The sequence below is a fragment of the Kribbella sp. NPDC048837 genome, from assembly GCF_055586945.1.
The window spans coordinates 171201-194738 of sequence record NZ_JBVJHF010000003.1; the positions used below are offsets into that span (position 1 = coordinate 171201).

Annotated in this window: 20 protein-coding genes; 12 read left to right on the top strand and 8 right to left on the bottom strand. The window is 69.3% G+C overall.

Annotated elements, in window-relative coordinates; all coding sequences use genetic code 11:
- The first annotated feature begins 842 nt into the window (after positions 1–842).
- A complete protein-coding gene (locus tag ACZ6O0_RS16410) occupies positions 843–2180 on the top strand; it encodes a tyrosine-type recombinase/integrase (RefSeq protein WP_465765742.1) in 1338 nt (445 codons plus the stop codon).
- Between the two features lie 12 nt (positions 2181–2192).
- On the opposite strand, the gene ACZ6O0_RS16415 is transcribed toward ACZ6O0_RS16410, so the two are convergent.
- Positions 2193–3509: an acyl-CoA dehydrogenase family protein gene (locus ACZ6O0_RS16415; RefSeq protein ID WP_465765743.1), complete on the bottom strand. Its 1317-nt coding sequence runs from the start codon at positions 3507–3509 to the stop codon at positions 2193–2195.
- 101 nt (positions 3510–3610) lie between these two features.
- On the opposite strand from ACZ6O0_RS16415, the gene ACZ6O0_RS16420 reads away from it, so the two are divergent.
- The 5 genes from ACZ6O0_RS16420 to ACZ6O0_RS16440 are packed head-to-tail and all read left to right on the top strand — an operon-like array spanning position 3611 to position 8174.
- Positions 3611–4345, top strand: coding sequence for a TetR/AcrR family transcriptional regulator (locus tag ACZ6O0_RS16420; RefSeq protein ID WP_465765744.1), 735 nt, complete (start codon positions 3611–3613; stop codon positions 4343–4345).
- Positions 4342–5619 (top strand): acetyl-CoA C-acetyltransferase, encoded by a 1278-nt coding sequence (locus tag ACZ6O0_RS16425; protein WP_465765745.1) that lies wholly within the window; start codon positions 4342–4344, stop codon positions 5617–5619. The genes ACZ6O0_RS16420 and ACZ6O0_RS16425 overlap by 4 nt, the downstream gene beginning before the upstream one ends.
- 9 nt (positions 5620–5628) lie before the next feature.
- A complete protein-coding gene (locus tag ACZ6O0_RS16430; protein ID WP_465765746.1) occupies positions 5629–6975 on the top strand; it encodes a 3-oxoacyl-ACP reductase in 1347 nt (448 codons plus the stop codon).
- 1 nt (position 6976) lies between these two features.
- On the top strand, positions 6977–7834 hold the full coding sequence (locus tag ACZ6O0_RS16435; RefSeq protein WP_465765747.1) for a MaoC/PaaZ C-terminal domain-containing protein: 858 nt from the start codon (positions 6977–6979) through the stop codon (positions 7832–7834).
- A 55-nt stretch (positions 7835–7889) separates the two neighbouring features.
- Positions 7890–8174, top strand: a complete 285-nt coding sequence (locus ACZ6O0_RS16440; RefSeq protein ID WP_465765748.1) for a GlsB/YeaQ/YmgE family stress response membrane protein — start codon at positions 7890–7892, stop codon at positions 8172–8174.
- A gap of 10 nt (positions 8175–8184) precedes the next feature.
- On the opposite strand, the gene thrS is transcribed toward ACZ6O0_RS16440, so the two are convergent.
- The 3 genes from thrS to ACZ6O0_RS16455 all read right to left on the bottom strand — a co-directional run bounded on the left by thrS (position 8185) and on the right by ACZ6O0_RS16455 (position 11395).
- Positions 8185–9411: a threonine--tRNA ligase gene (thrS, locus tag ACZ6O0_RS16445; RefSeq protein ID WP_465765749.1), complete on the bottom strand. Its 1227-nt coding sequence runs from the start codon at positions 9409–9411 to the stop codon at positions 8185–8187.
- Between the two features lie 177 nt (positions 9412–9588).
- Entirely contained in the window at positions 9589–10434 is an 846-nt protein-coding gene (locus ACZ6O0_RS16450) for an acyl-CoA thioesterase (protein ID WP_465765750.1), read from the bottom strand.
- Between the two features lie 46 nt (positions 10435–10480).
- On the bottom strand, positions 10481–11395 hold the full coding sequence (locus ACZ6O0_RS16455; RefSeq protein ID WP_465765751.1) for a proteasome assembly chaperone family protein: 915 nt from the start codon (positions 11393–11395) through the stop codon (positions 10481–10483).
- Positions 11396–11568: 173 nt separating this feature from the next.
- Between ACZ6O0_RS16455 and ACZ6O0_RS16460 the strand changes: the two genes are divergently transcribed.
- From ACZ6O0_RS16460 to ACZ6O0_RS16470, 3 genes are read left to right on the top strand one after another with little or no spacing between them, the layout of a single operon-like run.
- Positions 11569–12585, top strand: coding sequence for a hydroxyacid dehydrogenase (locus ACZ6O0_RS16460; protein WP_465765752.1), 1017 nt, complete (start codon positions 11569–11571; stop codon positions 12583–12585).
- Positions 12582–14489 (top strand): DUF2264 domain-containing protein, encoded by a 1908-nt coding sequence (locus ACZ6O0_RS16465; protein WP_465765753.1) that lies wholly within the window; start codon positions 12582–12584, stop codon positions 14487–14489. Before ACZ6O0_RS16460 ends, ACZ6O0_RS16465 begins: the two co-directional genes overlap by 4 nt.
- Positions 14490–14540: 51 nt before the next feature.
- Positions 14541–15068: a ferritin gene (locus ACZ6O0_RS16470; RefSeq protein ID WP_465765754.1), complete on the top strand. Its 528-nt coding sequence runs from the start codon at positions 14541–14543 to the stop codon at positions 15066–15068.
- Positions 15069–15089: 21 nt separating this feature from the next.
- Here the strand turns inward: ACZ6O0_RS16470 and ACZ6O0_RS16475 are convergent, their stop codons facing one another.
- Positions 15090–16970, bottom strand: a complete 1881-nt coding sequence (locus ACZ6O0_RS16475; protein WP_465765755.1) for a DUF2207 domain-containing protein — start codon at positions 16968–16970, stop codon at positions 15090–15092.
- Positions 16971–17101: 131 nt separating this feature from the next.
- Between ACZ6O0_RS16475 and ACZ6O0_RS16480 the strand changes: the two genes are divergently transcribed.
- Positions 17102–19237, top strand: a complete 2136-nt coding sequence (locus tag ACZ6O0_RS16480) for an elongation factor G-like protein EF-G2 (protein WP_465765756.1) — start codon at positions 17102–17104, stop codon at positions 19235–19237.
- Between the two features lie 15 nt (positions 19238–19252).
- On the opposite strand, the gene ACZ6O0_RS16485 is transcribed toward ACZ6O0_RS16480, so the two are convergent.
- The 3 genes from ACZ6O0_RS16485 to ACZ6O0_RS16495 are packed head-to-tail and all read right to left on the bottom strand — an operon-like array spanning position 19253 to position 21830.
- Entirely contained in the window at positions 19253–20512 is a 1260-nt protein-coding gene (locus ACZ6O0_RS16485; RefSeq protein ID WP_465765757.1) for a tetratricopeptide repeat protein, read from the bottom strand.
- Positions 20509–21384, bottom strand: coding sequence for a tetratricopeptide repeat protein (locus tag ACZ6O0_RS16490; RefSeq protein ID WP_465765758.1), 876 nt, complete (start codon positions 21382–21384; stop codon positions 20509–20511). Before ACZ6O0_RS16490 ends, ACZ6O0_RS16485 begins: the two co-directional genes overlap by 4 nt.
- On the bottom strand, positions 21381–21830 hold the full coding sequence (locus ACZ6O0_RS16495; RefSeq protein ID WP_465765759.1) for a hypothetical protein: 450 nt from the start codon (positions 21828–21830) through the stop codon (positions 21381–21383). The genes ACZ6O0_RS16490 and ACZ6O0_RS16495 overlap by 4 nt, the downstream gene beginning before the upstream one ends.
- 52 nt (positions 21831–21882) lie before the next feature.
- Here ACZ6O0_RS16495 and ACZ6O0_RS16500 point away from each other — a divergent pair, with 52 nt between their 5' ends.
- A complete protein-coding gene (locus ACZ6O0_RS16500; RefSeq protein WP_465765760.1) occupies positions 21883–22287 on the top strand; it encodes an HIT family protein in 405 nt (134 codons plus the stop codon).
- A gap of 81 nt (positions 22288–22368) precedes the next feature.
- Positions 22369–23538, top strand: a complete 1170-nt coding sequence (locus tag ACZ6O0_RS16505) for an MFS transporter (protein WP_465765761.1) — start codon at positions 22369–22371, stop codon at positions 23536–23538.

Consider the following 23538-nt stretch of genomic DNA (forward strand, 5'->3'; position numbering starts at 1 on the left):
GGTAGGCAACGCCTCATCCACCACAGATCACAGCTACCGAGCGCCTCTGACAACACACCCCTGATCGCTTTCAGCCGCGGCAGCTGCACCACACCAGACATCACCCCTGATCACATCCTCGCCGCGTGGAGCTGATGCATTACCGCGACAACACCGCCACGTTCGGCTACAACAACACAATCGGACGAGTTCCGGTCAGCAGCCGCCGCGTGGCAGCGATGGAGCTGGATGCGCCTTTAAATCTGCCGACTTTCCAGCTGCAGATCTGCCGCCGATGTGGTTCCGCCAACAGCTATGCGCGCCCGGCTCGAGTAGGCCCACAGCCGTGCACCGCAACAGGCACCAACGGCGAGCCTGCGGAACCCGGGCTCGGCTTCGGCCACGCAGGCCGACCTCACGTTCCGGTGGAGGTCCTACGCACCTCTTTACGCACCTCAATCAGCGCGAGAGGATGGCAAGTGATAAGAACCGATGCACACCAGACCAGCCCCGAATCCCTTGCCAATAAGAGCTTTTGCTCACTATCGAGAAACGGTAAGTAGCCTCAGCTAGAAATCAGCGGTTACGGGGTTCGCCTCACCGCCCTCTCCCTGGGCTCAGACGTTGAGCTTGAGGCGTGTGGTTAGTGTGCGTGTCCCTCCTCGAACACGCACCCTCACGAAGAACGGCCGACGGACGACATCCAGGAACGACCTGCGCGGCGTGGCGACAGTCGGTGCGTGAACTCGACCGACTTCGGGTGGGGTTCAGCTTCTTTGCCTAGCCGTTTTGCACGTCCTTCTACATCCGCCCGAGACGTTGAACCCTCAGGGTTCAACAGTCGACTGGAGGGTGTGAGTGCGATGGCTTATGCGAAGGATCTCTGGACTCATCCGGTGAAGCGGGCCGATGGGTCGGTTAGGCGTGAGCGGAGTGCGAGGTGGGGGCGCGGGAAGCGATGGATGGCGGGGTGGCTGGATCCGGAAGGAAACGAGCGGACGAAGGTTTTCAGTACGAAGGTCGCTGCTGAGCGGCACGGGGCGGCCATGGAGACCGATCGGGCTCGTGGGGAGTACATCGATCCGAGCGCCGGCAAGGTGCGGTTCGAGGTGGTGGCCGAGCGATGGCTGAAGTCGCGTGTGGTGGATCCGGCGAGCATCATGAGGTACGAGTCTTCGCTGCGGCTGCATGTGGCGCCTGTCTTTGGGAAGCGGCAGTTGAGGAGCATCAAGCCGTCTGAGATCGCCGGCTGGATCGCGGACCTGGACGCGCGATTCGGATCGTCGACCGCGCGTACGGCGTTCATCGTTCTCCACGGGACCTTAGAGGTCGCTGTCGACGACGAGTCGATCAAACGGAATCCGGCCAAGGCGCGGGTCGTGAAGGTCCCCGCGGAGAAGAGCGGCAGGGTCGTCGCTTGGAGCGACGAGACCGTGTTCCGGATCGTCGAATGTCATCCACCGCTGTACCGGCCGATCGCGTCCGTCGGCGCGGCATCTGGACTGCGTCAGGGCGAGCTTTTCGGGCTCGCTGAGGAGGATGTCGACTTCGACGAGATGGTCATCCACGTACGGCGGCAGGTGAAGAAGCTGGGCAGCGACTTCGTGTTCGCCCTGCCCAAGAACGACACCGAGCGGACGGTGCCACTGTCTGAGGGAACGGCAATGACACTCAAACAGCACATCGAAGCGACCACACCCCGGCCGTACACCCTGCCGTGGGAGAGACTCGATGGGAAGCCTCTGTCGGTAAAGCTCCTGTTCCGGTGGACGGACGACAAGCACATCCGGGCTCGCACGTACGACGAGCTGGTCTGGAAGGCAGCGCTTGCCCAGGCGGGCATGATTCCGATGCCAGGGAAGGACGCCCGCGGCCGCCGACAGTACAAGACCAGCCGCGATACCGGCATGCACGCGCTGCGGCACTACTACGCGAGCATCACCCTGGCCGACGGCGTCAACATCAAGGAACTTGCCGAGTACCTAGGTCACGGCGACCCGGGCTTCACGCTCCGCCTGTACACCCACATGCTTCCGTCGTCGCATGAGCGGGCACGGAAGGCGGTGGACGCCCGACTGGCGCGGCTCTTCTCCACGTTCTCGCACGGAACTGTCACGGAACGGGCCGCCGACCACTCCCCTAGTACCTACAGGGAGCCGGACGGTGGCCCGCACCTCGAAGGTCCTGCAATCGGCCTCTGACCTGCGGAAACGTCAGCGGATGCGCATACCGGAGATCGCCCGGGCGATCACTAGACGCTGGATTTCTGAGGTGCCTTCGAAGATGGTGTAGATCTTGGCGTCTCGGTGCATGCGTTCGACCGGGTACTCGCGGGTGTAGCCGTTGCCGCCGAGGATTTGGATGGCTTCCTCGGTGACGCGGACGGCTACCTCGCCGGCTTTCAGTTTGGCCATGGAGCCTTCGCCGTGGCGGTAGTCGGGGGTTTCGCCGCGCATCAGGGCTGCGGACATGTTGGCGGCTCGCCAGACCAGGAGACGGGCGGCGTCGATCTCCATGGCCATGTCGGCGAGCTTGAAGGCGATGCCCTGGTTGTCGATGATGGGGCGACCGAACTGTTCGCGGGTCTTGGCGTAGTCGAGGGCGACCTCGTAGGCGGCGCGGGCGATGCCGATGGCTTGGGCGCCGACGATGTGGCGGGTGATCTCGAAGGTGGCCATCGAGGCGTTGCGGCCCTGGCGATTGTCAGCCGAGCGGGCGCGGGCGAGGCGCTCGTCGAGTTTCTCCTTGCCGCCGAGAACGTTGCCGGCGGGGATGCGGACGTTGTCGAAGAAGACGTCGGCGGTGTGGGAGGCACGCAAGCCGTGCTTGCGCAGTTTCGTGCCCTGCTCCAGCCCGCGGACTTCGGACTTGGGTACGACGAACGCCGCCTGCCCCTTGGTCCCGAGCGAAGGATCGACCGTGGCGACCACCACGTGGATGTCGGCGATCCCGCCGTTCGTCGCCCACGCCTTCTGCCCGTTGATCACCCACTCGGAAGTCGCCTCGTCGTACGTCGCACGCGTACGGATCGCGGACACATCGGACCCCGCACCCGGCTCGGACGAGCAGAAAGCGGCCACGCGGACGTCGTCGGGCGTCCCATAGCACCGGCCCATCCACTGGCTCCACTGCTCGGGCGTGCCGTTCGAGAAGATCGCGGACGACGCCAGGCCGGTGCCCTTCAGCGACATCCCGATGCCGGCGTCACCCCAGAACAGTTCCTCGTGGACCAACGGCATCAGCAGCCCGGAGGGGTCGACGAAGAGGTTCACGTTCGCCTCCAGGCCGTACAGACCGATCTTCGCGGCCTCCTGGATCACCGGCCACGGCGTCTCCTCGCGCTCGTCCCATTCGGCGGCGGCGGGGCGGATGACCTCGGCGGCGAAGGTGTGGGCCCAGTCGCGGATCTCGCGCTGTTCGTCGTTCAGAGCGAGCGAGAAGGTGCTCCAGCCCGGTTTGGACCGCTCGGCGCCCAGTTCACCGGCGAGCGCCATCACGTCGGCGGAGACAGTCGCCTTGGGGGTGGTCATCAAACATCCTCCGAAGCAGGGGAACACTCAGCAGCCAGATGTTACCGACGAGTGTAACCGTCGTTTGCACCAGGGGGTACCGCTGTGGCTAAGATCGAGCCATGAGCTCCGCGCTGCTCGCGATCGGACGCCGCCGGACCACGGCGGAGCGTCGTCGCGACCGGGAGCGGGACATCATCCGGGCGACCCGGGAGCTGTTCGACGAGCGGGGCACGATCGACGCGCAGATCGACGATATCGCCAAGCGGGTCGGCATCAACAAGGCGTTGATCTACCGGCACTTCGCCGGCAAGGAGGAGCTGTTCGCGCTCACCCTGGTCGACTACCTGGGCGAGCTCGACGAGCGGCTCGACGAGGTCGACAATCCGCGCAAGGCTCCGCTGAACCGGCTCAAGGCCCTGTCCGAGGTCTTCGTCGACTTCTGCCTGGAGTATCCGGCCTTCGCCGACTGCGCGATGAGCCTGCTCCGGCGCACCGGTGACGAGCTGTTCGGCGAGATCACCGAGCCGGTGATGGTGAAGCTCGGTACGGCGATGGCCGCCGCGCTGGCCCGGATCGCGAAGATCCTCGAAGCCGGTCAGCGGGCCGGCGTGTTCGACGAGGTGGACCCCAACTACCTGGCCAACCATCTGTACACCCAGACCCTCGGGTCGTTGCACATGGCAAGGGTCGGGTTGATCGTGTCGAGCGGCCGGCCGGGCCACCCGGTGGTGCATCATGCCGATGTCGCCACCGTCCGGGCGACCGCGATCACCGCCACCCTCGCGACCGCAGTGGGCCGAAAAGCCCTTCCCAGAAGCACCACCCGCTCCAGCAGAGCAGGAGAGAAACCGTGACCGAACCGCGCAAGGTGGCCGTCGTCGCCGGGAACCGGATCCCGTTCGCCCGGCAGGACAAGACCTACCGGCACGCCTCCAACTCCGACATGCTCACCGCCGCGCTCAACGGCCTGGTGGACCGGACCGGTCTGGGTGGTCAGGAGCTCGGCGAAGTGGTCGCCGGTGCCGTCCTCAAGCACGCCCGCGACTGGAACCTGGTCCGCGAGGTGGTCCTCGGCTCCAAGCTCGCCCCGACCACCCCGGCGTACGACATCCAGCAGGCCTGCGGCACCGGTCTCGAGGCGGCGATCCTGGTCGCCAACAAGATCGCCCTCGGCCAGATCGACGCCGGGATCGCCGGTGGCGTGGACACTGCGTCCGACGCGCCGATCGCGGTCAACGACAAGCTCCGCAACATCCTCCTCGACCTCAACCGGGCCAAGACGTTCCAGGACCGTTTGAAGGTACTGGCGCGGGTCCGGCCGAAGGACGTCGTCCCGGAGATCCCCCGCAACGCCGAGCCGCGGACCGGGAAGTCGATGGGTGACCACGCGGCCCTGACCGCGCTCGAGTGGGGTATCACCCGGGAGGCGCAGGACGAGCTGGCCCTGAGATCCCACCTCAACCTGGCCGCCTCCTACGACCGCGGCTTCCAGCAGGATCTGATCACGCCGTACCTCGGCCTCGAGAAGGACCAGAACCTCCGCCCCGACACGAGTCTGGAGAAGCTGGCGACGCTCAAGACCGTGTACGGCAAGGGCGAGACCGCGACCATGACGGCCGGCAACTCGACCCCGCTGACCGACGGTGCGTCGACCGTGCTGCTGGCGACCGAGGAATGGGCACAGAAGCACAGCCTCAGGCCGCTCGCCTACCTGACCCACTCGCAGACCGCCGCGGTCGACTACGTGAAGGGCGCCGAAGGGCTGCTGATGGCCCCGGCGTACGCCGTACCGCGGATGCTGGCCAGAGCCGGCCTGACGCTGCAGGACTTCGACTACTACGAGATCCACGAGGCGTTCGCGTCCCAGGTGCTGGCCACCCTGAAGGCGTGGGAGGACCCGATCTTCTGCAAGGAACGGCTCGGCCTGGACGCCCCGCTCGGCGAGATCGACCGGGACAAGCTGAACGTGAACGGCAGCTCGCTGGCCGCGGGTCACCCGTTCGCGGCGACCGGCGGACGGATCGTCGCCGCGCTGGCCAAGCAACTGGACGAGAACGGCGGTGGCCGGGGCCTGATCTCGATCTGCGCCGCGGGCGGCCAGGGTGTCGTCGCCATCCTCGAGAAGTAGGAGCAGAGAATGACGGACCGCTACCAGACCTTCACCCGGACGCCGCTCGGCCAGACCCTGGTGAAGAACCTGGGTCTGCCTGACCCGACGCCGCTGCCGCGCTGGATCGAGGGCTCGCCGGTGATCGACGGGCCGGTGGTGTTCGGCGCGATCACCGAGACCGACGCCGGCAAGGCGATCCAGGCGCTGCTGCGCGACATCGGAGCCCCCTTCAGTACGGCGACCGAGGGCGTCGCGTCGAGCGAGATCCGGCCGAAGGCGCTGGTCTTCGACGCCACGGGCGCGACCTCGACGGCCGAGCTCACCAGCCTGCAGCGCTTCTTCTCCCCCGTCATCCGCCAGCTGGCGCCGGCCGGGCGCGTGATCGTCATCGGCCGGACGCCGGAGCTCGCGCAGTCCACCGAGCAGCAGATCGCGCAGCGCGCCCTCGAGGGCTTCACGCGAAGCCTCGGCAAGGAGGTGAAGCGCGGCGCCACGGTCAATCTCGTGTACGTCGCTCCGGACGCCCACGAGCAGCTGGACTCGACCCTCCGCTTCTTCCTCTCCCCCAAGTCGGCGTACGTCGACGGCCAGGTCGCCCGGATCGGGACCGGTCCCCTGGTCAGCAAGGACCCGGATCGGCCGCTCGCCGGTCGCGTCGCACTGGTGACCGGCGCCGCGCGGGGCATCGGCGCGGCGATCGCCGGCACGCTGGCCCGGGACGGCGCCACCGTGATCGGCGTCGACGTACCGCAGAACGCGGACGCGCTGCGCAAGGTGATCTCGAAGATCGGCGGCAGCGAGCTCCTCCTCGACGTCACCGCGGTCGACGCGGCGCAGCGGATCGCGGCCCACGCGCAGGAGCACCACGGCGGGCTCGACATCGTCGTCCACAACGCCGGCATCACCCGGGACAAGCGGCTGGCGAACATGCGCACCGACGCGTGGGACGCCGTGCTCGACGTCAACCTGCGCGCACCCGAGCGGATCACGCAGCATCTGCTCGAGTCCGGCTCGCTCCGCGACGGCGGCTCGATCATCGGCGTCGCCAGCATCGCCGGGATCGCGGGCAACAACGGCCAGACGAACTACGCCACCTCGAAGGCCGGCGTGATCGGCCTGGTCCAAGCGCTCGCACCGAAGCTGACCGAGCGCAACATCCGGATCAACGCGGTCGCCCCGGGCTTCATCGAGACCGAGATGACCGCGAAGGTCCCGTTCACGATCCGCGAGGTCGGCCGCCGGATCAACTCGCTGCAGCAGGGCGGGCTGCCGATCGACGTGGCCGAGACGATCGCCTGGTTCGCCGATCCGGCGTCGGCCGGCGTGACCGGCAACGTGGTCCGGGTCTGCGGCCAGAGCATGCTGGGCGCCTGACATGCCGACCCGACGGTACGACGACTCCCCCGGATTCGGCGCGCTCTACGCGCGGACGGTCAAGGCCACGTTGCGACGGGCCGACTACGAGCCGGACGCGGACGGCCTCACGCTGGAGCTCCCCCGCTCCGCGATCGACCAGGACCACCTGTCGGCGTACCGCGACGTCACCGGGTTCCCGGCCGGCCCGGCGCTACCGCCGACGTACCTGCACGTCCTGGCGTTCCCGCTGCACCTGGACCTGATGTCGGACCCGTCGTTCCCGTACAAGCCGATGGGCATCGTGCACCTGTCCAACACGATCACCCAGAAGCAGCCGATCCCGATTCACGCCGAGCCGGCCATCCGCGTGCACAGTACGCCGGAACGCCCGCATCCCAAGGGCACGGTGTTCGACGTGGTCAGCGAGGTCAGCGTCGACGGCGAGGCCGTGTGGACCGACCTGACCACGCTGCTCAGCCGCGCGTCCGGGACGGAGTCGGCGCACGTCGACCTGCTGAAGGACCCCGAGCTCGACCCCACCGCCTGGTGGGACCTGCGCGGCAACCTCGGCCGCCGGTACGCCGCCGCGTCCGGCGACCGGAACCCGATCCACCTGTTCAAGCTGACCGCGCAGGCGTTCGGGTTCCCGCGCCAGATCGCGCACGGCATGTGGGCCAAGGCCGCCGCGCTCGCCTCGATCCAGCGCGCCGGGAAACTACCGGACGCCTTCACGGTCCGCGTCGACTTCCGCAAGCCGCTGCTGCTGCCGTCCCGGGTGCAGTTCGGCTTCGAGCAGACCGGCAGGACCACCGACTTCGCCCTGTACGACGAGAAGCACGAGCTCACCCACTTGATCGGACAGCTGCAGGAGAGCTGACCTACTCGACTCCGCCGGGAACGAGGAGGACACTCCGAACCAAGGAGGGGTGGACATGATAGGAGCACTGCTACTCGGCTTGGTGTGTGGAGTCATCGCCCGGATGCTCGTTCCCGGCGACGCCTTCCGGCACATGAGCGGGCCGAAGTCCTGGCTGGTGTCGATCGGACTCGGCCTGCTCGGCGCCCTGCTCGGCTATGTGATCTTCACGCTGGGCCTCGGCATCGGTGACGACGACATCTTCGACTGGGGCGGACTCCTGAGTGCCCTGATCGGGACGATCATCGTGGTACCGATCGCGACCTGGATCCTGCGCCGGCGCGCGCAGAATCCAGCCTGACCTCGCCCGCTCATCGGAGCGCGGGCGGTCGGCAGTTGTCGCGGACGTCGTCGAGGACCCTCCCGATGTCCGCCGCGGGCGACTGCCGACCGCCGCGCGCACGAAGGGCCACCTGGCCGGCCGCCGCCTCACGCGCACCGATGACGGCCTGGTACGGCGCCAGCCGGTTCTCCCGGATGCGAGCGCCGAGGCTGCCCTCGTCCGCGTGCGCGATCTCGACCCGCAGCCCCCGGTCCGACGCCCGGCGGGCGACCTCGACGGCGAGGTCCTCCTCGTCGTCGGAGATCGGGAGTACGACGAGTTGCACCGGCGCGAGCCACGCCGGGAACGCGCCGCCGTGCACCTCGATCAGCTGAGCAACCGCTCTCTCGATGCTCCCGACGATCGCCCGGTGCACCATCACCGGCCGGTGTTTGTTGCCGTCGGCACCGACGTACTCGAGGCCGAACGCCGCAGGCTGGTGGAAGTCGATCTGGATGGTCGAGAGACTGAACTCGCGGCCGGCCGAATCCATCATCTGGATGTCGATCTTCGGCCCGTAGAACGCGGCGTCGCCGGGTGCGTCCTCGTAGTCGAGGCCGGCGTTCTTCAGGACGTCGCGGAGCAGGCCGGCGGCTTGTGCCCAGCTCGCGGCGTCGCCGACGTACTTGCTCGACGGGCTGTTGAAGTCGGCGTCCTCCGACGGGAGCGCGAGCACGTAGCGGGACGCGCTGATGCCCATGTCGGCGTACGCCTGGTTGATCAGCCGGAGGGCGCTCTCCGCCTCTTCCGCGACCTGGTCGAGGCGGCAGAAGATGTGCGCGTCGTTGAGCTGCATCGCGCGGACCCGGCTCAGGCCGCCGATCGCTCCGGACAGTTCGGCGCGGTACTGCCCGCCGAGCTCGGAGTACCGGAGCGGGAGCTCGCGATAGCTGTGCGAACGGGAGCGGTACATCAGCGCGTGGTGCGGGCAGATGCTCGGCCGCAGAACCAGTTGCTCACCGCCCATGTCCATCGGCGGGTACATGTCCTCGTGGTACTTGGCCCAGTGGCCCGAGATCTCGTACAGCTCGCGCTTGGCGAGCACGGGTGAGTACACCTGCTGGTACCCGGCTCTTCGTTCCACCTCGGCGATGTAGCTCTCCAAGGCGTGCCGGACGGCGGCACCGGCGGGCAGCCAGTACGGCAGGCCGGCGCCGATCAGCGGGTCGGAGTCGAACAGGCCGAGTTCGCGGCCGAGCTTGCGGTGGTCGTACATGGTTTCCTCCACGGGTTGGGGGCGAGCAACCCACGGAGACATGACAAAGCCCCGGGGCACTCGCCCCGGGGCTTTGTCAGACAGTCAGGTGTCAGCGCGCCGGGACGAACCTCGGCGTCGTCGTCACTACTGCGCGCTGCAACATGCCTCCACGGTAGCAGAACTTCTGGTCGCTCTTCAGCCTTCGGCATCCAGGTCGAGGCCGACCGGGCGGATCAGGCCCTCCTGGGCGACCGAGGCGATCAGGCTGCCGGACTCGGTGTAGAGGCGGCCGGTGGCGAAGCCGCGGGCGCCGGAGGCCGAGGGGGACGACTGGTCGTAGAGGAGCCACTCGTCGGCGCGGAACGGGCGGTGGAACCAGAGCGCGTGGTCGAGCGAGGCGGGCTGGATCCGGCGGTCGCCGATCACGATGCCGTGCGGCAACAAGCTTGCCCCGAGCAACGTCAGGTCGCTGGCGTAGGCGAGAAGGCAGGCGTGCAAGGCGGGATCGTCGGGAAGCTTGCCCGCGGCCCGGATCCAGAACTGGCGGCCGGTCACTCCGGCCAGGCGTACGTCGAGGGCCGCCCACTCCTTGTCCCAGTCGGCCGCCGGCCGGCCCGACCGGGCCTCGAGAACGGTCGCCAGCCGCGGCGCCTCCTCCGGCGGTACGACGTCGTCCGGCATTGGATCCTGGTGATCGAGACCGGGCTCCGGCCGCTGGAACGACGCGGACATGTAGAAGATCGGCTTCCCGTTCTGCGACGCCACCACCCGGCGACTGCTGAACGATCCGCCGTCCCGGGTCGGCTCCGGGCGGTAGACGATCGGTACGGCGGTGTCGCCGGCGCGCAGGAAGTAACCGTGCAGCGAGTGCACGACGCGCTCCGGGTCCACGGTCCGGCTCGCGGCGGCCAATGCCTGCCCCAGCACCTGACCACCGAACACCCGCTGCATCGACGTATCCGGCTGACGCCCCCGGAACAGGTCGACGTCGATCATCTCCAGGTCGAGCAGCTCGACCAGATCCTCCAGCGACTCAGGCATGCCTCATCCTGACAGCCCCGGCTCCCTGCCGGGGCTCCAGGTCGGATTACTGGTCGTCGTCGCGGTTGAGTTCGGCGAGGAACTGCTCGACCTCGGCGCCCAGCTCCTCGGCGGACGGGGTGGAGTCCGCCAGGAGGCTCTTGCGGCTGAGCGAGCCGGCGGCGGCGTCGTACTGAGTCTCGAGGGCGTTGACCACCGCGGACGCGTCTTCCGAAGCCTCGACCTGCTCGTCGACCAGCCGGCCGGTGACGGCGGCCTCGTCGAGCAGAGCCTTGCTAGGGAGGAGCAGCCCCGTCGCGGCCGAGATCGCGTGCACCAGGGCCAGCGCGGCACCCGGGAAGCGGTTCTCCGCCAGGTAGTGCGGGACGTGCACCGCGAAGCCCATCGCGTCCTTGCCGGCCTCGCCCAGGCGCACCTGCAGCATCGTGCCGGCGCTCGCGGGCAGCCGCATCTCGCCGTCCCAGATGTTCGACCGGGTGACGAGCTCGGGCCGCGTCGCGTGCGCGGTCAGGCCGAGCGGACGGGTGTGCGGGACGCCCATCGGGATGCCGTGGACGCCGATCGTGAGCGTGACGTTGTACAGCTCGATCAGCTGCCGGACCGCGCCGGCGAACCGGTTCCAGTGATTGTCCGGCTCGACGCCCTCGAGCAGCAGGAACTCGACGCCCGCGTCGTCGGTCAGCAGGTGCAGGTTCAGCTGCGGTGGGGTGTAGTCGATGAACCGGTCCTCGGCGAACGTCACCTCGGGCCGCCGGGCCCGGTAGTCGTGCAGGAGATCCACGTCGAACCGCGCGAGCAGCCGGCTGTCCAGGACCTCGAGCAGATGGTCGGCCGTCACCCGGCCGGCCTGACCGGCGTCCATGAACCCGTCCAGCGAGTGCACCAAGACCTTCGGCGTCGCCGCCGGGCCGGTCGCCACCGACTCGTCGACGATCTCGTAGAGGTCGTCCGGTCGCAGCATCGTCGTCTCCTTCACACAGTGGCCAACAGGGCGGGTAGGCCCCTCTATCCTGCCCTTTCACCTGTTAACGCCGAACGTGCGGGCCCACATTCCGGCCGTCCGGATCTTTCAGCAACTTCCAAGATTCGGCCCGCGGGAAGACAGCTTCGGAAAGCGCTTGCTAGGTTGGTGGGGTGAGCGACGACCCAGACTCCGCCCTGACCGTCATGCTGGCCATGAACGACGCCAGCCGGGACCGCGTCCTGGTCCCGCGCGTCCGCGCGCGCCTGGAGGCGGTCGCGACCGTGCTGCCGGTCGGTCCCGGGAGCAGCTTCCTGGCCGACCCCGCGATCCGGGCCGCGCTGCCGGAGGTCGACGTCCTGATCACCGGCTGGGGCTGCCCGCGGATCGGGCCGGAGGTGCTGGACGAGGCGCCCAAGCTGCAGGCGATCCTGCACGCGGCCGGCTCGGTGAAGGCCATCGTCGACCCGGTCGCGTTCGACCGCGGGATCCAGGTGTCGTCGGCGGCCACCGCGAACGCGCTGCCGGTGGCCGAGTTCACGGTCGCGGCGATCGTGCTCGCCGGGAAGCGGGCCTTCCGGCTCGCGGCGCAGTACCGGCTGGAACGGCGGAAGGCGGACCCGCACGGAATGCCGGGCAGCTACGGCTCGACCGTCGGTCTGCTGGGAGCGTCGCGGATCGCCAGGATGGTGGCCGAGCGGCTGCGCGGTTTCGATCTGGACGTCCTGATCAGCGACCCGTACCTGACCGCGGCCGAGGCCGCCGGGCTCGGTGCGGAGCTGGTCGACAACGACACCCTCTTCCGTCGCAGCGACATCCTCAGCGTGCACGCGCCGCTCATTCCGGAGACCGTAGGCCTGGTCGACGCCCGCCTGCTCGGTCTGCTGAAGGACGGCGCGGTCCTGATCAACACGGCGCGCGGCAAGATCATCGACGCCGAGGCCCTCCTCCGGGAGTGCGTGTCCGGCCGGATCGACGCCGTCCTCGATGTCACCGACCCGGAGCCACTGCCGCCGGACTCGCCGCTGCTCGACCTGCCGAACGTCTTCGTCACCCCGCACGTCGCCGGTGCCGTCGGCAACGAGATCGCCCGCCTCGGCGAGCTCGCCGTGAGCGAACTCGAACGCCTCGCCACCGGCCTGCCCCTGGAACACGCCATCAGCCAAGCCGAACTCGGGAGACTCGCATGACCCGCCTCGTCCTGCCGGACACCGATCGCGTTCTGTCCCGCCAGACCGGCTGGAGCCGTGCGCACTGGGAGGCGCTCGCGGACCACCTGCTCGACTCGCTCATCCCCTACTTCTCCCCCGGCGCCTCGCTGATCGCACTGCCCGGCCGGCCGAGCCGGTCGGGTACGGCGTCCGACGCGTTGGAGGGTTTCGCGCGGTCGTTCATGCTGGCCGCGTTCCGGATCGCCGGCGTCCAGGGCAAGGGCTGTGAGCAACTGATCGAGCGGTACGCGCGAGGCGTCGCGAACGGAGCGAATCCGGACCACCCGGAGGCCTGGCTGCGGCTCACCCCGCGGTCGCAGCAGATGGTGGAGGCGGCGGCAATCGCGGTCGCGCTGCACGAGACCCGGGAGTGGATCTGGGACCGGCTCGACACCCGTGCGCAGGAGCACGTCGCCGAGTGGCTGGGCGGCTTCAACGGCTCCACCACGCACGACAACAACTGGCGGCTGTTCCAGGTCGTGAGCGAGCAGTTCCTCGCGTCGGTCGGAGCGCCGTACTCGCAGGAGGACATCGACGGCGGCCTGGACCGGATCGAGGACTGGTACGTCGGCGACGGCTGGTACTCCGACGGCGACGGGCAGAACTTCGACAACTACATCGGCTGGGCCATGCACCTCTACCCCGGGCTGTGGACCCGGATGGCGGCTGCCACGCCGGGTGCGGCGTACGAGGACCGCTTGAAGCTGTACCGGGACCGGATCCGGCTGTTCCTGGAGGACGCGGTGCATCTGGTCGGCAACGACGGAGCGCCGATCTACCAGGGCCGCTCCCTGACCTATCGGATGGCCGCGGCAACGCCGTACTGGATGGGAGCGGTGCTCGACTCCACTCCCCTGTCGCCCGGTCAGACGCGGCGACTGTGCTCGGGGATCGCACGGCACTTCGTGCAGCACGGTGTGCCGGATGAGCGCGGTCTGCTGACCCTCGGGTGGTACGACACGTTCCTGCCGACGACCCAGCAGTACTCCGGCCCCGGCTCGCCGTACTGGGCTTCGAAGGGGTTCATCGGACTGATCCTGCCGCCGGAGCACCCGGTGTGGACGGATCCGGAGGACTCGATCCCGCTGGACGATGCGGATCAGGTACGGGCGATGCCGGCGCCGGGGTGGATCGTGCACGCGAGCCGGCACGACCAGATCGTGCAACTGGTCAACCATGGCGCCGACCACGCCCCTCTCGCCGAGCCGGAGGGTGTCGAGCCGGAGGGCGACGCGCACTACAACCGGCTGGCCTACGCGAACCACGCCGGGCCGGAGCTGTCCGACCACGCGCCGCGGATCGACAACCTGATCTCGCTGGTCGACGCGGACGGCCGGTCCAGCTCACGCGGGCGGATCCGGCGGATCGGCGTCAGCGGGCGCACGGCGTCCTCCTGGCACAAAGCGTGGCTGGGCACGGACGGACCGTGGCGGATCGAGACGGCCTCGGTCGTCCACGCCGGCTGGGAGATCCGGTGTGCGCTGGTGGACGGGCCGGCCGGGTCGATGGTGCGCAGCGGCGGATTCGCGGTCGCGGGCGAGTCATTGCCTGAGGCAACAGCTGGTCCGGAGTCCGCAGCGGCGCGGAACGAGGACGGGTTGCTCTCCGCGGTCGTCGGGTTGCACGGGTACGACGAAGCCGGCGTGCACCGGGGTCTCGGGGCGAACGCGTTCGGTGTGCACTCGGCTACGCCGTACCTGACAGCTCCGCACGACGGCGAGCCGCTCGTGCTCGTGAGCGCCGTCCTGCTGACCCGGGACGCGCTCCGGCCGGAAGCGCTTGCCGAGGGCATCGATGTCGCGGTGGACGGGACGACGGTGCGGATCAGCCTGCCCGGTGGCGGCACCGAGGTGGTCGGACTGGGACGGAATCGAGTCGATTAGGCGAGCCTTGGCAAGGGTGAGAAAACCGGTCCCGGCCACTAGATTAGGTCAATGAGCACGTACGAAAAGCTTCTGCAAGAGCAGATCGGCAACGAATTCACCGCGTCCCAGCAGTATGTGGCCGTGGCGGTGTGGTTCGACGACCAGGACCTTCCGCAGCTCGCGTCGCACTTCTACAAGCAGGCGCTGGAAGAGCGGAACCACGCGATGATGATGGTCCAGTACCTGCTGGACAAGGACATCCGGCCGACCATCCCGTCGGTCGGCGAGGTCGCGTCGGACTTCAAGACCGCGCTCGAGCCGCTGGAACTGGCGCTCGCGCAGGAGATCACCGTCACCAAGCAGGTCGAGACGCTGGCCCGGACGGCGCGCGACGAGGCGGACTACATCGGTGAGCAGTTCATGCAGTGGTTCCTCAAGGAGCAGGTCGAGGAGGTCGCCGCGATGAAGACACTGGTCAACGTCGCGAAGCGGGCCGGCGACAACCTCTTCCACCTCGAGGACTTCATGGCCCGCGAGGTCGTCGGAGCCGCGAGCAACGACCCGACCGCTCCCCCCGCCGCCGGCGGAACGGTCTGACGCCTTGTGTCGAGGCGGTGGCTACCAGCTGCCGCCGCCTCCACCGCCGCCTCCGCCGCCGGAGGAGCCGCCGCTGAAGCCGGAGGAGCTGCCGCCGCCTCCGCCGCTGCTGGCCGGGGCGGGCGGGGGGTCGAAGCTGTGGGCGACGGTGGAGCTGACCGCGCCGGCGGTCCAGCCGGAGCTGTAGTAGGACGGGCCGACGTACCAGTACGGGTCAGGGGTCAGCCGGCCGGCGGCGACGAGTTGCTCGCACACCTTCTGCCAGCGGTCGGCCAGCTCGAAGGCGATCGCCCACGGGAGGTACTTGCTGAAGATGTCCTCCCCCTCCTCGAACCGCAGCTGATCCGCCTCCGCGGTCGCCAGGTACAGCCGGAACCCGATCAGCTGGTCGGCCACCGCGCGTCCGGCCGGGTTCCGCTGGCCCTTCCCGCGCTTCGCGATCCAGATGCCGATGGCAACGATCACCGCGATCACCGGGACCGCGACGACCACCGCCCGGCCGAGCCCGCCGGTCGCCGCGCCGGTGATCGTCCCGGCCAGGCCGGCGCCGAACACCCAGATCGCGATCATCCCCATGCACGCACAGCCGGTGCCGTTCTTGAACGCCGAACCGCCGCCCGCTCGCGGCATCCGCACATACCACCCGCGCTGCTTCACCTGATCCCGCAGCGCCCGGATCATCCCGTCATGGGCCCGCCGCATCGTGTGATCGCCCACCGCACCGCGGCGCAGCAGCACCTCCGACCCCGGCTGCAGTGACGGGAACAGCCCGGACAGCAGCACCTGCTCGTGCGGCGCCGTCGCGACCGCAGGATTCAGCAGCACCGCTTTCTGGTCGTTGCCGGTGTTCTCGATCCGTACGCCGCCACGCACCGCCATGTCGATGAGCGTCGCCGCGGTCTCCGTGGTCGTCGCCTTCGCGTCGATCAGCAGACCGCCCTCGGCGACCGGGATCTTCGGCGGCGCGAACGCGACCGGGATCTGGTCCTCGCGCAGGTCGTCCTTCACCGGCTCGGCCACGACCCCGTCCGGCGGGAACGTGCCCGGCGGCATCCCGGCGTACCGCTGGTCCTTGTTGCCGTTCCTCGAGTACAGGACCGCGGCGGCGATCGCGGCCAGGCTCACCGCGCCCGAACCGGCCAGCGCGGCCCACGAGAGCCCGTTGCGCTCCAGCCAGCTCGGCGGGTCGACAACGATCGGCGCGTCGTTGCTGACCGCGCCGGCCGTGATCCCGGCGACGATCGTCATGCCGTCACCGTGGCCGAGGTCGGTCGCTCCGAAGACGCCCTTCCCACCGCTCACGGTGCTCGTGCATTCCTGGGTCGAACCGGTCGGGCCGTAGAAGCAGTCCGTCTTCTGGACACCGCCGGGAACGGTGACGCTGACGTCGGCCTGGTTGATCACCGCGTCCCAGGCGGTGCCGGTCGCGTCCCAGTACAGCTCGCTGTGGTCGGCGAAGTGCCGGAGCGCGCCGCGCACGTCGTACGTGATCACGTACGTCGCGTCGTACCCGGAGATGGTCTCGTTCGCCGAGCCGATCTTGATCCGCATGGTCTCGTAGCGGCCCTGGTTGGACGACGTCGTCTCGGTGCTGAACTCGTCGGACACTCCCGGGCTCGCGGACACCCCGAGGTTCGAGACCTCGTACTTCTGGTCCTTCGTGTCGTCGTCCTTGTACGGCTCCCGGGTGACCAGGTCGCGGTAGATGCCGTGCCGGCCGGTGCTGGCGAAGGTGTACGCGATCGTCTCCTTCACGTGCAGCACGCCGTCGGCGCCGACCGTGTAGCCGATCGTGAAGTTCTTCACCTCGTCACCGGCCGCGGCCGACGCCGGCAACGCGAAGCCGGCCAGTGCCAGTCCGGCGACCAGCGTGCTGATGACGACCCCGAGTGCCCTTCGCATGGCCGCGACACTACCGAGCGCGGGGGTCCGGGAGTGGGACGCCCGGCGGGCGGCCGCGGCGAATCCGGAACGTGATGGCTCTTGTGCGAAGTGGCGGTTGGGGGAATGGTGGGTGGACCAGGAGGAACGTCATGGCAGACAAGGCGAATACTTCCCAAGGCACCGGAGCCGCGCCCGCTGTGGACAGCCCGGACGCCATCCGCAACGTGGTGCTCGTCGGCTCGTCCGGGTCCGGCAAGACCACCCTCGTCGAGGCCTTGCTGGTGGCCTCCGGCGTCCTGAACAGACCCGGCACCGTCCTGGACGGAACCACGGTGTGCGACTTCGACGACGCCGAGATCCGGCAGCAGCGATCGGTGGGCCTGTCGCTCGCCTCGCTGCCGCACGACGGCGTCAAGCTGAACCTGATCGACACCCCCGGGTACGCCGATTTCGTCGGCGAACTGCGGGCCGGGCTGCGCGCGGCGGACTGCGCGCTGTTCGTGATCTCGGCGAGCGAGGGCGTCGACGAGCCGACCAAATCGCTCTGGCAGGAGTGCGACCAGGTCGGGATGCCCCGGGCCGTCGTGATCACCAAGCTGGATCACGCCCGGGCGAACTACCAGACCGCGCTCGACGCCGCGCAGGCCGCGTTCGGCGACAAGGTGCTGCCGCTCTACCTGCCCGCTGGTGACGGGCTGATCGGGCTGCTGTCCCAGACCTACTACGGCTACGCGGACGGCAAACGGTCGACCTCAGCCCCGGATCCGTCGTACGCCGACGAGATCGAGGAGCTGCGCGGCACCCTGATCGAGGGGATCATCGAGGAGTCCGAGGACGAGTCGCTGATGGACCGCTACCTCGGTGGCGAGGAGATCGACCAGAAGGTGCTGATCGAGGACCTCGAGCACGCGGTCGCGCGGGGCTCGTTCTTCCCGGTCATCCCGGTCTGCAGCGCCTCCGGTGTCGGCACCTTCGAGCTGCTCGAGGTGGCCACCAGCGGCTTCCCGTCACCGCCCGAGCACACGCTGCCCGAGGTCTTCACCCCGCACGGCGTGCCGCGCAAGGGGCTGACCTGCGACCCGGACGGGCCGCTGCTCGCCGAGGTGGTGAAGACGACGTCGGACCCCTACGTCGGCAGGGTCAGCCTGGTCCGGGTGTTCTCCGGCACCATCAGGCCCGACACGACGGTTCACGTGTCGGGCCATTTCACGTCCTTCTTCGGTGAGGCGAACTCCCACGCCGACCACGACGAGGACGAACGGATCGGCACGCTGTCGTTCCCGCTCGGCAAGGTCCAGCGGCCGGCGTCGGCCGTGGTCGCGGGCGACCTGTGCGCGATCGGGCGGCTGACCCGGGCCGAGACCGGCGACACGTTGTCCGACAAGGCCGATCCCCTCCTGCTCAGGCCGTGGAACATGCCCGAGCCGTTGCTGCCGATCGCCGTCCAGGCCCACGCGAAGACCGACGAGGACAAGTTGAGTGTCGGGTTGCAGCGGCTGGCCGCCGAGGATCCGACGCTGCGGATCGAGCAGAACCCGGAGACCCACCAGATCGTGCTCTGGTGCATGGGTGAGGCTCACTCCGACGTCGTGCTGGACGCCCTGTCCAGCCGGTACGGCGTGACCGTCGACACCGTCGAGCTGCGGGTGCCGCTGCGGGAGACGTTCGGCGGGAAGGCGAAGGGCCACGGGCGCCACGTGAAGCAGTCCGGCGGCCACGGTCAGTACGCCGTCTGTGACATCGAGGTCGAGCCGCTCCCGGAGGGCGCGGAGTTCGAGTTCGTCGACAAGGTGGTCGGCGGCGCCGTACCGCGCCAGTTCATCCCGAGTGTCGAGAAGGGCGTCCGGGCGCAGATGGAGCGGGGTGTCTCCGCCGGGTATCCGATGGTGAACATCCGCGTCACCCTGCTCGACGGGAAGGCTCACAGCGTCGACTCGTCGGACATGGCGTTCCAGATGGCCGGTGGGCTGGCGCTGCGCGAGGCTGCCGCGGCGACGAAGGTGAACCTCCTGGAGCCGGTCGACCTGGTGTCGGTCCTCATTCCGGACGACCTGGTCGGCGCGGTGATGAGCGATCTGTCCGGCCGGCGCGGGCGACTGCTCGGCACCGACAAGGTCGGGGAGGACCGGACGCTGGTGAAGGCCGAGGTGCCGCAGGTGGAGATCACCCGCTACACGATCGACCTCCGGTCGCTGTCGCACGGTGCCGCGTCGTTCACGCGGCAGTTCGCCCGCTACGAACCGATGCCGGACTCCGCCGCGTCCAGGGTGAAGTCGTCGTCCTGAGTCTGCCGGGCCGGCTCAGCCCTTGGTGTCTCGGCTGAGCCGGCGGCGGACGTCCCGCGACTTGAGGTACGCCGCGACGTCGTCGTACCGCTCGCTCTGGTTGGCGAACTCGATGTACGAGCGCACGCGGTGCAGCCACTCGAGCGTCGACGGCTTGACCGTGGTGAGCGGCTCGGCGAGGTGCCGCATGCCCAACGGCGGCTCGCCACCCGTCGACAGAGCCTCGTCGATCACGCGGTCGACGCCGCGCTCGATCAGCGCGCGCAGGTCCGCACCACTGAACATCGGCGTCTGAGCGGCCAGCGCTTTCAGGTCCAGACCGTCGGCCGGCACGTCCTTCACCAGCAGTGACAGGATGTCGGCCCGCGCGGGCTCGTCCGGCGGCGGGACGAAGATCACCCGGTCGAAGCGGCCCGGTCGCAGCATCGCCTCGTCCACGTCCCACGGCGCGTTGGTGGCGGCGAGGACCAGCAGGCCGTCGTTCTCGGAGCCGATCGCATCGAGCTCCTGGAGCAGGACGTCGACCAACCGGCGCGCCTCGGATCCGCCGTGCTTGTGCCGCGCGAAGGCCAGCGCGTCGAGCTCGTCGAGGAACAGCACGCACGGCGCGTTCGCCCGGGCGCGCTCGAAGGCGGCGTGCAGGTTGCGCTCGGAGACGCCGAGGTACGGGTCCATCACGTCCTCGATCCGGACGTTGACGAACGGCAGCCCGCACTCCCCCGCGGTCGCCCGCGCGAGCAGCGTCTTCCCGCAGCCGGGCGGCCCGTAGAGCATCACGCCGCCGCCGGACTTCCGGCCGTACTTCTCGTACAGCTCCGGGCGGCTGAGCGGCAGGATCACCATCCGGTGGATGACCCGCTTGATCTCCTCCATCCCGCCGACCTGGTCGAAGGTGGTGGTCTCCTTCGGCGTCTCCACGTCGTACGGCGTCTCCGCCTCGGGGCCGACCTTGATCCGTACGCCGCTGCGCTCGGCGATCATCCCGTCGACGAGCTGCTGGAGCCGGCCGGTCCCCTCGACCACACCCTGCTGCCGTGCGGCCTCGAGCAGACTGCGCAGGAGGGCGAGCCGCCCGTTCGCCGCGGCCAACTCGCCCACCGGCACGAACTGGTCGTCGGGCAACCCGTGCTGATCGAGCACCACGACGTACTGGTCCAGCGCCTCCTCGGTCTCGCCGGCCGTCGTGAGCGACTCCGCGAGCACCAGCCGGAGCAGGAGGTCGTCCGGGTTCGCCTCAACCGCCTTCCGCAACGCGGCAATCCGGTCGTTGGTCATCGGCCCCACTTCCTGTTGATCCAGCGGCGGACCAGCGGTGGGACCACCCAGGAGTACACGCAGAACACCAGCCAGATCATCGCGAACCCGAACGACAGCGGGCCCAGACCGGCGATCCGGAGGCCGTAGATGATCGCGACCGCGCCGATCCAGACGACCAGCGGGTTGAACCGTGCGAACGGGCGCAGCGGCAGCATCAACGGATGGTTGACCAGCTTGGCCTCACGCGCGGCGGCACGCAGGTCGGCGTCACCGGGCTGGGACGCGGCCGCGGACCGCAGCGAGTCGTACCCGGAGCGGGCGTCACCCGTCAGCATCGAGGCGGTGCCGTGCAGCGCCCGCGCGTGCGGGTCCTCGGGATCGTGCGACAGCGCTTCCACGCTGTGCCGGCGCATGTCCCGGTCCTTGCCGAGCGCGAACGCGACCTCGGCCCGGGCCGCCGAGACCACGACGCTCTCCGGAGCCTGCGACGCCGCCCGCTCGACCAGCGCGCTCGCCTTCTGCACCTGTCCGGCGGCCAGGCACACGCGGGCATACCCGATCAGCAGATCGGGGTCGGTGGGGTCGAGACTCAGCCCCTGCAGGAAGACCGACTCGGCCTCGGACAGGCGACCCTCGGCCCGCAGCGCGTAGCCCAGCACCTGCAGGAGCGGCGGGAACGGTCCGTGCCGCCCGAGCCCGTCCTGCAGGACGTCGATCGCTTCGGCGTTCCGGTCCAGCTGGTGCAGCGCCGAACCGCGGAACAGGTACGCGCGGACGTCGAGCGCGGCGTCGCCGGGCAGCGCGTCGAGCTCGGTCAGGGCCCGCTCGGGACGGCCGATCTGGAGCCAGTGGCCGGCCAGTTGCAGGCGGGACTCCGCCGGTTCGGTCATGATCCCGCCGCCAGCACGATGACGGCCTCGACGATCGCGCCGGCCCCGATCAGGACGATGTGGCCGGCGCCGAACCGGGTGGCGTGCTCGCCGCCACGCAGCTGGAACGCACGCTCCATCGGGAGCTGCAGGCGCATCTGGACCAGGTAGGCCAGTGCGGCGATCACCCGGACCGGCGTCAGCCGCGCCAGCCCTTGGCTGTCGTCGCCGCCGAACAGCCAGCCGGCCAGCAGGATCTCGGCGACCAGTCCGGCAATCCCGATCACGACGATCAGCAGTCGCCGGACCGGGCTGACTCCGAGGCGGCGGCTGTTCACGAACGAGAGCCAGGTGACGGGCAGGATCCCGCCGAGCACCGCGACGTACCCCATGTACAGCAGCCGCCACGGGCGCGCCGTACGGCGCTCGCCGGCCGCGATGGTCGGCCGCAGGAGTTCGTCCGGCATCGGGCTCCTCGAGGTGGGCGGGTTCGGCTCGCGCAGTGTATAGCCTGGGCCGATGAGCGAGAACTGTCTCTTCTGCGGGATCGTGGCCGGCACCATCCCGTCGACGCGGGTGGCCGAGACCGACCGGGCGATCGCCTTCATGGACATCAACCCGGCGACCCCCGGTCACCTGCTGGTGGTCCCGCGGGCCCACTCCACCGATCTTCGCGAGGCTGCGGCCGAGGACCTCACCGCCACGACGCTGCTCGCGCAATCGCTGGTCGGCCGGGTGATCGAGCGCCTGAACGCCGACGGCGCCAACCTCCTCAGCTGCATCGGCGAGGCCGCGTGGCAGTCCGTGTTCCACACCCACCTGCACGTCATCCCCCGCTACCAGGACGACCCGCTGCGGCTCCCCTGGCACCCGACGCCGGGTGACTTCGACGCGATCAAGGCCACCGCCGAAAAGCTGGTGTAACGCTTCCGCACCCTCGTGACACTCCAAGGCTGACCGGATCCGCTCAGCCTTGGAGTCCTCATGTTGCAGAGAACAGCCCGCGTGGGTACACGGCTCACGCCGTTGTGGGTCGCCGGGTTCCTGCAGGGGGTCGGCTTCTGGGTGCCGGTCGAGAAGTTGTTCCTGGTGGGGATCGGCTTCGACGCGGCGACGATCGGCCTGATGGCCGCGGCGTACGCGGCGCTGGTGCCGGTCGCGGAAGTGGTTTCCGGTGTACTGGCCGATCGGTGGTCGCGGCGCGGTGTGCTGATGGTGGCCGGGGTCGCGCTCCTGGTGAGCGTGTTCATCGGCGCGATCAGCCAGAACGTGGTGACCTACATCGTCGCGGCGCTCATCCTCGGGATCTACTTCGCGATGTACTCCGGGACCGTCGAGGCGATCGTGTACGACGTGGTGCTCGAGGAGACCGGCGACAGCGCGGAGTACGAGCGCAGGATCGGTTGGGTGCGGTTCGTCGAGAGCGTCGCCCTGGTGGCCAGCGCCCTGGCCGGCGGGTGGATCGCGGCCGCGCTTTCGCCACGGGCGACCTACTTCCTGACGCTGCCGTTCGCGGTGCTGTACCTCGTCGCACTGAGCCGGTTCCGCGAGCCCAGGCTGCACCAGGCGAGCGAGCGGACCTCGCTGCGCGATCACCTGGTCGTCACGTACCGCGCGATCACTCACCGCGGCCGGCTCGTGCCGATCGCGACGGCCACACTCCTGGCGGCGATGCTCCTGCAGGCGATGTTCGAGTTCGGGCCGCTGTGGCTGATCGCCCTGCAGACACAGGCCTCGTACTACGGACCGTTCTGGGCCCTCCTGGTCGGGATGCTCGGGATCGGCGGCCTGCTCGCGAGCCGGCTCCAGCTCGACCGGGCGCTCCCGGTGGCCATCGTCGTACTGACCATGCTCGCGGCCTGTCTGACCATGACGACGAGCCGCAGCCTGGTTGCGCTGACAGCGGCGATGGTCGCGCTGACGTTCCTGCTGGTGGTGATCGGCATCCATCTGAGCCGCCTGCTGCACGACGCCGTACCGTCGACGATCCGGACCGGAGTGGCCTCCGGGATCAGTGCGGTCTCGTGGTTGCTGTTCACGCCGTTCGCGCTCGTCTTCGGTGCCTTGAGCAAGCACGCCGGGGTCTCCGTGTCCGGCTGGATGATCACCGGCGCGGTCGCCCTGGCCGGCGCCGCACTCGTCTGGGTCCAGCGGCATGCGGTCCCAGTACGCTGA

Coding starts and splice junctions, on each gene's coding strand:
- ACZ6O0_RS16410 (WP_465765742.1), top strand. CDS start 843: ATGGCTTATGCGAAGGATCTCTGGACTCATCCGGTGAAGCGGGCCGAT.
- ACZ6O0_RS16415 (WP_465765743.1), bottom strand. CDS start 3,509: ATGACCACCCCCAAGGCGACTGTCTCCGCCGACGTGATGGCGCTCGCC.
- ACZ6O0_RS16420 (WP_465765744.1), top strand. CDS start 3,611: ATGAGCTCCGCGCTGCTCGCGATCGGACGCCGCCGGACCACGGCGGAG.
- ACZ6O0_RS16430 (WP_465765746.1), top strand. CDS start 5,629: ATGACGGACCGCTACCAGACCTTCACCCGGACGCCGCTCGGCCAGACC.
- ACZ6O0_RS16435 (WP_465765747.1), top strand. CDS start 6,977: ATGCCGACCCGACGGTACGACGACTCCCCCGGATTCGGCGCGCTCTAC.
- ACZ6O0_RS16440 (WP_465765748.1), top strand. CDS start 7,890: ATGATAGGAGCACTGCTACTCGGCTTGGTGTGTGGAGTCATCGCCCGG.
- thrS (WP_465765749.1), bottom strand. CDS start 9,411: ATGTACGACCACCGCAAGCTCGGCCGCGAACTCGGCCTGTTCGACTCC.
- ACZ6O0_RS16450 (WP_465765750.1), bottom strand. CDS start 10,434: ATGCCTGAGTCGCTGGAGGATCTGGTCGAGCTGCTCGACCTGGAGATG.
- ACZ6O0_RS16455 (WP_465765751.1), bottom strand. CDS start 11,395: ATGCTGCGACCGGACGACCTCTACGAGATCGTCGACGAGTCGGTGGCG.
- ACZ6O0_RS16465 (WP_465765753.1), top strand. CDS start 12,582: ATGACCCGCCTCGTCCTGCCGGACACCGATCGCGTTCTGTCCCGCCAG.
- ACZ6O0_RS16470 (WP_465765754.1), top strand. CDS start 14,541: ATGAGCACGTACGAAAAGCTTCTGCAAGAGCAGATCGGCAACGAATTC.
- ACZ6O0_RS16475 (WP_465765755.1), bottom strand. CDS start 16,970: ATGCGAAGGGCACTCGGGGTCGTCATCAGCACGCTGGTCGCCGGACTG.
- ACZ6O0_RS16480 (WP_465765756.1), top strand. CDS start 17,102: ATGGCAGACAAGGCGAATACTTCCCAAGGCACCGGAGCCGCGCCCGCT.
- ACZ6O0_RS16485 (WP_465765757.1), bottom strand. CDS start 20,512: ATGACCAACGACCGGATTGCCGCGTTGCGGAAGGCGGTTGAGGCGAAC.
- ACZ6O0_RS16490 (WP_465765758.1), bottom strand. CDS start 21,384: ATGACCGAACCGGCGGAGTCCCGCCTGCAACTGGCCGGCCACTGGCTC.
- ACZ6O0_RS16495 (WP_465765759.1), bottom strand. CDS start 21,830: ATGCCGGACGAACTCCTGCGGCCGACCATCGCGGCCGGCGAGCGCCGT.
- ACZ6O0_RS16500 (WP_465765760.1), top strand. CDS start 21,883: ATGAGCGAGAACTGTCTCTTCTGCGGGATCGTGGCCGGCACCATCCCG.